This window comes from Inquilinus sp. OTU3971 (genome assembly GCF_038440215.1).
Window position 1 is genome coordinate 1 of sequence record NZ_JASATH010000306.1, and the last position, 5,688, is coordinate 5,688.

A 5,688-nucleotide genomic window follows, 5' to 3' on the forward strand; every position below is an offset into this window, starting at 1 on the left:
CCCCCCCCCCCCCCCCCCCCCCCGCGGCCGTTCGGCCGAGGATGCCGACCGCTGATCCGGCATGGCCAAGACCCGCAAACCGAGCGAGGAAGAGCGCCGCCTCTGGCGTCTCGTGACGCAGGATGTCGCGCCGCTGCGGCCGCGCGACCCGGCCTCCCCGCCGCCTCCGCCTGAACCAACCCCCTCCCCGCCGCCCCGCCCGGTCCCGCCCGGCCAGCGCCCGGCTGCTGCTGCGGCGCCGAAGCCCGCCGTGCCGGCGGCCGCGCCGAAACGGCTGCGCTCCGGCGACCTGACCGGCATCGACGGCCATCGCGCCGACCGGCTGCGCCGCGGCAAGCAGGAGATCGAGGGCCGGCTCGACCTGCACGGCATGCGCCAGATCGAGGCCCATGACGCGCTGATCGGCTTCGTCGCCGCGGCCCAGCGGGCGGGCAAGAAGACGCTGCTGGTGATCACCGGCAAGGGCAGCTTCTCGAACGGTGACAGCGTGCTGCGCGCCAATGTGCCGCTGTGGCTGAACGAGCCGCCGCTGCGCGACAAGGTCCTGGCCATCACCCCGGCCCATCCCCGCGACGGCGGCTCCGGTGCGCTCTACGTCGTGCTCAAGCGCCGGCGTGAGGGGTAGGGGTCGGGCTTCTACCGGATCAGTTCGATCCGGACATCGATCGTATGGGCAAATGCGAGCCAGGGGCGATCTGCCGTCATCGCGGGGACGCCCAACCGATGGGCAAGCGCCAGACAAGCCCGGTCGCCAAGAGACAGCCCCGCCGATCGGGTCCGGGGCACCAGCATTCCGGCAGCATAGGCGAGTTCTTCATCGAACAGGACACGCTCGCAGGTCAGCGCGTTCAGCATTTTCCGGATGCCGGCCTCGTCGGCTCCGCCCCGGGCATAATAGCCGACGACTTCCGACAGATTGATCGTTGTAATCACCGAATCCGCCAGGACGGCCTCGACCTTCTGCGCGCCGGGCTCGTCGAGCAGTAGAGCGAGAATTGCCGAGGCGTCGATGACCGCCGCCGTCATTCCCGCTCGGCTTCTCGGCGCCGCTCGGCCAGGAAGTCGTCCACCGAGGCACTGGCCGCCCGATCGCCGAGCAACTGCCGGCTGAGGGCCTGTGCCTGGGCAACGGCCTCCGCCACCGTGCGGATCCGGATGTCACGACCGTCGAGTTCAACCACGACATCGCCGCCACGCTCCAGGCCGACAGCCCTCCGCAGCTCTGCTGGAATGCTCAAGCGGCCGGATTCAGAGACTTTGGCTTTGGATGAGTTCATGGCGCGTTTCCAAACTATGCCATCAGAGACTCAATATGGCGTCATGTGGGCAACGCGGCAAGGTCCTGGTACCGGTGATTCCGCTAAACTCCGCCAGGATCCACTCCCTGACCGCCGTCACCGCCTCGTCCTCCGGGCCCCCTGGGCCGGGGCGGCGGACCAGATGGAAGCCCATGCCCTCGATCGCCGGGCCGAAGGGCTGCACCAGCGTCCCGGCCGCCAGCTCCGCCGCCACCAGGGTCAGGCTCAGCAGGCCGACGCCGTGGCCGGCCGCGACCGCCTGGATGGCGTGGCTCTCATCGGTGCAGTGCAGGGCCGAAGCGCTGCGATCGGGCAGGCCGGCGGCGGCGAACCAGCGCGGCCAGGACGGCTTCTCCGGATGCGGCACGCGCCACTCGAAATGGACCAGGCGGTGCTGCGCCAGCTGCTCCGGCGCCGTCAGCCCCAGCGCGGGATGCGCCACCGGCGCCAGCCGGTCGGTGCCCAGCGGCTCCGACCGCAGTCCCGGATACGCGCCGCCGCCGTAGCGGATGGCGAGGTCGGCGGTGCCGGCGGTCAGGTCGACCGGCTCGTCCGCCGTCAGCAGGCGCAGCGTGACGTCCGGCCGCCGCTCCTGGAACGACGCCACCCGGGGCACCAGCAGGCGCGCGGTGAAGGCGCGGGTCGCGGTCAGGGTCACGGTGCTCGGCCGGGCCCGGAGCCCGTCGATGGTGCGGGCGAAGGCATCGAAGCCGTCGCGCAGCACCGGGTACAGGCGCTGCGCCGCCTCGGTCATCACCACCTGCCGGGTCCGCCGCTCGAACAGCCGCAGGCCCATCGTCTCCTCCAGCAGGCGGATCTGGTGGCTCACGGCCGTCGGGGTCACCAGCAGCTCCTCCGCCGCGCGCTTGAAGCTGAGATGGCGGGCGGCGGCCTCGAAGGCGCGCAGGGCGGCGAGCGGGGGCAGGCGGCGCATGGTGGTCCAGACAGATGAATTCACCTCAGCCATAAGATGAGGAATTCGCCTTTGTCTGCAAGACGGAAAGCGCACATTTCTCGGGCCGGAGACATTCCGGAGCTCAGCCATGACCACGGTCCTGCACATCGATTCCAGCGCCCGCCTCGGCCGCTCGCACACGCGCCGCCTGTCGGCCCGCTTCGTCGAGTCCTGGCTGGCCCGCCGGCCGGGCGACACGGTGATCCGTCGCGATGTCGGCCTCGAACCGCCGCCGCCGGTGACCGAGGCCTGGATCGCCGCCGCCTTCACCAGGCCGGAACGTCGGACGCCGGAGATGCGCGCCACGCTGGCGGTCAGCGACGCGCTGGTGGACGAGCTGGAGCGCGCCGACCTGATCGTCGCCGGGGTGCCGATGTACAATTTCGGCCTGCCGGCGCCGATGAAGGCCTGGGTCGACAACATCGTCCGCGTCGGCCGCACCTTCGGCTTCGACCGCAGCCGGCAAGGCGAGCCGTACTGGCCGATGCTGTCCGGCAAGCGGCTGGTGACGCTGGGCGCCCGCGGGGACTGGGGCTACGACCCGGGCGAAAGGCTGGCCGGCCTCAACCATGTCGAGCCGCATCTGCACACGGTGTTCCGCTACATCGGCATCACCGACGCGGTGTCGATCGCGGCGGAGTACGACGAGTTCGCCGACGAGCGGATCCGGCAGTCACTGCAGGCGGCGGAGGCCGAGATCGACCGGCTGGTGGCGCGGATGACGGCGGAAGTGGCCGTGGCCGCGTAGTCCCGAGAGTTTCACGCAGCCGTCATCCGATCGTCATCGGCCGACCCCACTCTCTCGCCGCTTTCCGTTCGAGAGGGGGTTCCATGCTTCCGTTCCGCAGTGCCGCCGCGTCCCTGCTTGCCCTGGCCCTGTCCGCCGCCGGCGCCCTGGCGGGTGACGACCCGGCGCCGCAGACCTATCCGGCGGTGCTGGAAGGCCATGCCGTGCTGCCGGCGATGACCTTCGCCGCGCCGCCGGCCGACGCGCCGGCGATGTTCGCCACCTCGGCCAAGTTCGCCGGCCCGGCCCTGGCCCGGATCGACCGGCCGTTCAGCGTCATGGGCACCACCGGCAGCAAGGATGCGGTGCGCGAGACCGGCTTGCTGTTCCCCTTCGTCGGCCAGGCGGTGCAGGGCTTCAGCGGCATCCGGCCGGTCGGCAACGGCGAATATGTCGTCATCACCGACAACGGCTTCGGCGCCAAGGCGAACTCGCCGGACGCGATGCTGATGGTGCACCGGGTGAAGCCGGACTGGCAGGCGGGCCGGGTGTCGGTGCTGAACACCATGTTCCTCAGCGATCCGGACCGGAAGGTGCCGTTCCGCATCGTCACCGAGGCGACGAAGGAGCGCTATCTGACCGGAGCCGATTTCGACATCGAATCGGTGCAGCTGGTCGGCGACCACTATTGGTTCGGCGACGAGCTGGGCCCGTTCCTGATCGAGACCGACGCGGCCGGCCGGGTGCTGACCGTGGTCGACACGGTGGCGGACGGCAAGCCGGTGCGCTCGCCCGACAACCCGTACCTGACCATGCCGGGCGCCCCCGGCCCGGTCGCCGTCGAATCGCGCCGCAGCAAGGGCTTCGAGGGCATGGCGGCGTCCGGGGACGGCAAGACCCTGTACCCGCTGCTCGAGGGTGGGCTGTGGGACGCGGCCAAGGGCGCGCCGGAAACCGACGCCCAGGGCCATGAGGTCCTGCGCGTGCTCGAATTCGACGTCGCGTCGAAGTCGTACACCGGCAAGTCGTGGAAGTACCGGCTCGAGGCCAAGGGCAATGCAATCGGCGACTTCAACCTGATCGGCGGCACCCGCGGCCTGATCATCGAGCGCGACAACGGCGAGGGCGATGTCACCAAGGCCTGCCAGGGCGCGCCGAAGCCGGACTGCTTCGCCACCCCGGCCAAATTCAAGCGCGTCTTCCTGGTCGATCTGGCGGATGCCGATGCCGACGGCGTGCTGCGCAAGATCGGCTCGATCGACCTGCTGGCGCTCCAGGACCCGGAGCACAAGGCGCGCCAGGGCGGCCATGACGGGGTGCTCGGCTTCCCCTTCGTCACCATCGAGAACGTGGCGCGGGTCGACGCCGACCACATCATCGTCGCCAACGACAACAACCTGCCCTTCTCCTCCGGCCGCGCCGTCGACCGGCAGGACGACGAGGAGTTCGTGCTGCTCAAGGTGACCGAGCTGTTGAACGCGAAGTAGGAAGGCGGCCCCCGCCGGCTTGTCCTGCGGGGGCCTCAGCCCTCGACGAACCGCCAGCCTCGGTCGCCCGCCTCGATCCGGCCGATCGGGCTGACATGGCTGCCGGTGACCCGCCAGCCGTGCTTGGCCGCCTCCTGCAGCAGGAAGCGGCGGCTCTCGATGGCCAGCGCCGGGTCGAGGTCGTAGGTGAGGCCGACCTCCGGATCCTCGATCTGCGGCACGCCGAGATGGATGGCGTCGGCCCAGATCAGCAGGCTGTTCCGGCCCTCGCCGATGCGATAGCCGCTCTGCCCGGGCGTGTGGCCGGGCAGCGGCACGGCTTCGACGCCGGGCATGCCCTCGACCGGTCCCGGCGCGATGGTCCGGATGCGGCCGGCATAGGCCCGGGTCAGGTCGGTGACGGTCTTGAAGTTGCCGCGCCGGTTCGGCGGAAAGGTTTCCGCCACGGCCGGATCGCCGAAGAAGGCGAAGTCACGTTCCGGAAACAGAATCTCGGCCCGCGGCAGCCAGGCCTGGTCGCCGTCGAGCAGGCCGAGGGCGTGGTCGCCGTGCGGATGGGTCAGCAGCACGCGGTCGACCCCTTCGGGACGCACGCCGGCCTCCGCCAGGGCCGCGCGCGCCTTGCCCAGCGCCGGGCCCCAATGGTCGCCCGTGCCGGCATCGATCAACGAAACGCCGTTCTCTCCGGTCAGGAGGTAGCAGTTCACGTCGATGCGGATCTTGTCGCCGGGCCAGCCGTCGATCAGGCGCCGGGTGGCTTCCTCGCCGGCGGCATGGGTCAGCACGGTCTTCGGGGCCTCGAAGATGCCGTCGAGCAGCACCGTGACATCGTAGGGGCCGAAGCGCCTGGCAGCAGCGGACATGTCGATCCTCTCGGCAGAAGGACGGCTTGCCCGCCCGGGCTCACGCCGTCGCCACCCAGGCTAGCCCGGATATCTCACTGCGTGGCGAGGCAGTGCGTCGGTGGGGCTGAAGGCGGAGGCATTTGTGCAGGTCGGCCGATTTTCGGCGGAGTTGGTTGATTTCGGTCACGCCGGATCGCCGCCGCCTCTGGCAGTCGCGTCGGAGATGATGTGGCCTCTGCGCTGTCTGGTTCGTCAGCGTCCTGCAGCGGCAAGGAAGGCATGGGCGCGTCCGAACTCGTGATGGTAGGGGCAGCTCGAAGCCATGGCGACCTTGATCCGTCGGACGCTGGTGGTGACGAGAGCGCCGATCTTGAGG

7 protein-coding genes are annotated in these 5,688 nt (G+C 70.4%); 3 read left to right on the forward strand and 4 right to left on the reverse strand.

Going from position 1 to position 5,688, the window contains the following annotated elements; genetic code table 11:
- The first annotated feature begins 250 nt into the window (after window positions 1-250).
- The gene (locus AAHM41_RS38375; RefSeq protein WP_342241905.1) at window positions 251-625 is read left to right on the forward strand and encodes a Smr/MutS family protein; all 375 of its coding nucleotides are present in this window, start codon (window positions 251-253) and stop codon (window positions 623-625) included.
- A gap of 11 nt (window positions 626-636) precedes the next feature.
- Here the strand turns inward: AAHM41_RS38375 and AAHM41_RS38380 are convergent, their stop codons facing one another.
- Genes AAHM41_RS38380 through AAHM41_RS38390 form a run of 3 tightly spaced genes read right to left on the reverse strand, consistent with a single transcriptional unit; the run spans window position 637 to window position 2,232 of the window.
- Entirely contained in the window at window positions 637-1,026 is a 390-nt protein-coding gene (locus AAHM41_RS38380) for a PIN domain-containing protein (RefSeq protein WP_342241906.1), read from the reverse strand.
- Window positions 1,023-1,277, reverse strand: a complete 255-nt coding sequence (locus AAHM41_RS38385; RefSeq protein ID WP_342241907.1) for an AbrB/MazE/SpoVT family DNA-binding domain-containing protein — start codon at window positions 1,275-1,277, stop codon at window positions 1,023-1,025. The genes AAHM41_RS38380 and AAHM41_RS38385 overlap by 4 nt, the downstream gene beginning before the upstream one ends.
- A gap of 22 nt (window positions 1,278-1,299) precedes the next feature.
- The gene (locus AAHM41_RS38390) at window positions 1,300-2,232 is read right to left on the reverse strand and encodes a LysR substrate-binding domain-containing protein (RefSeq protein ID WP_342241908.1); all 933 of its coding nucleotides are present in this window, start codon (window positions 2,230-2,232) and stop codon (window positions 1,300-1,302) included.
- A 109-nt stretch (window positions 2,233-2,341) separates the two neighbouring features.
- Between AAHM41_RS38390 and AAHM41_RS38395 the strand changes: the two genes are divergently transcribed.
- Together AAHM41_RS38395 and AAHM41_RS38400 are read left to right on the forward strand one after the other, a co-directional pair.
- Complete coding sequence (locus AAHM41_RS38395) at window positions 2,342-3,001, forward strand: FMN-dependent NADH-azoreductase (protein WP_342241909.1); 660 nt, start codon at window positions 2,342-2,344, stop codon at window positions 2,999-3,001.
- An 83-nt stretch (window positions 3,002-3,084) separates the two neighbouring features.
- Window positions 3,085-4,467, forward strand: a complete 1,383-nt coding sequence (locus tag AAHM41_RS38400; protein ID WP_342241910.1) for an esterase-like activity of phytase family protein — start codon at window positions 3,085-3,087, stop codon at window positions 4,465-4,467.
- Window positions 4,468-4,502: 35 nt separating this feature from the next.
- Here AAHM41_RS38400 and aidB read toward each other — a convergent pair whose 3' ends face one another.
- Entirely contained in the window at window positions 4,503-5,330 is an 828-nt protein-coding gene (gene aidB, locus AAHM41_RS38405) for an AidB family quorum-quenching N-acyl homoserine lactonase (RefSeq protein WP_342241911.1), read from the reverse strand.
- Between the last annotated feature and the right edge of the window lie 358 nt (window positions 5,331-5,688).

Coding starts and splice junctions, on each gene's coding strand:
- AAHM41_RS38395 (WP_342241909.1), top strand. CDS start 2,342: ATGACCACGGTCCTGCACATCGATTCCAGCGCCCGCCTCGGCCGCTCG.
- AAHM41_RS38400 (WP_342241910.1), top strand. CDS start 3,085: ATGCTTCCGTTCCGCAGTGCCGCCGCGTCCCTGCTTGCCCTGGCCCTG.
- aidB (WP_342241911.1), bottom strand. CDS start 5,330: ATGTCCGCTGCTGCCAGGCGCTTCGGCCCCTACGATGTCACGGTGCTG.
- AAHM41_RS38390 (WP_342241908.1), bottom strand. CDS start 2,232: ATGCGCCGCCTGCCCCCGCTCGCCGCCCTGCGCGCCTTCGAGGCCGCC.
- AAHM41_RS38380 (WP_342241906.1), bottom strand. CDS start 1,026: ATGACGGCGGCGGTCATCGACGCCTCGGCAATTCTCGCTCTACTGCTC.
- AAHM41_RS38385 (WP_342241907.1), bottom strand. CDS start 1,277: ATGAACTCATCCAAAGCCAAAGTCTCTGAATCCGGCCGCTTGAGCATT.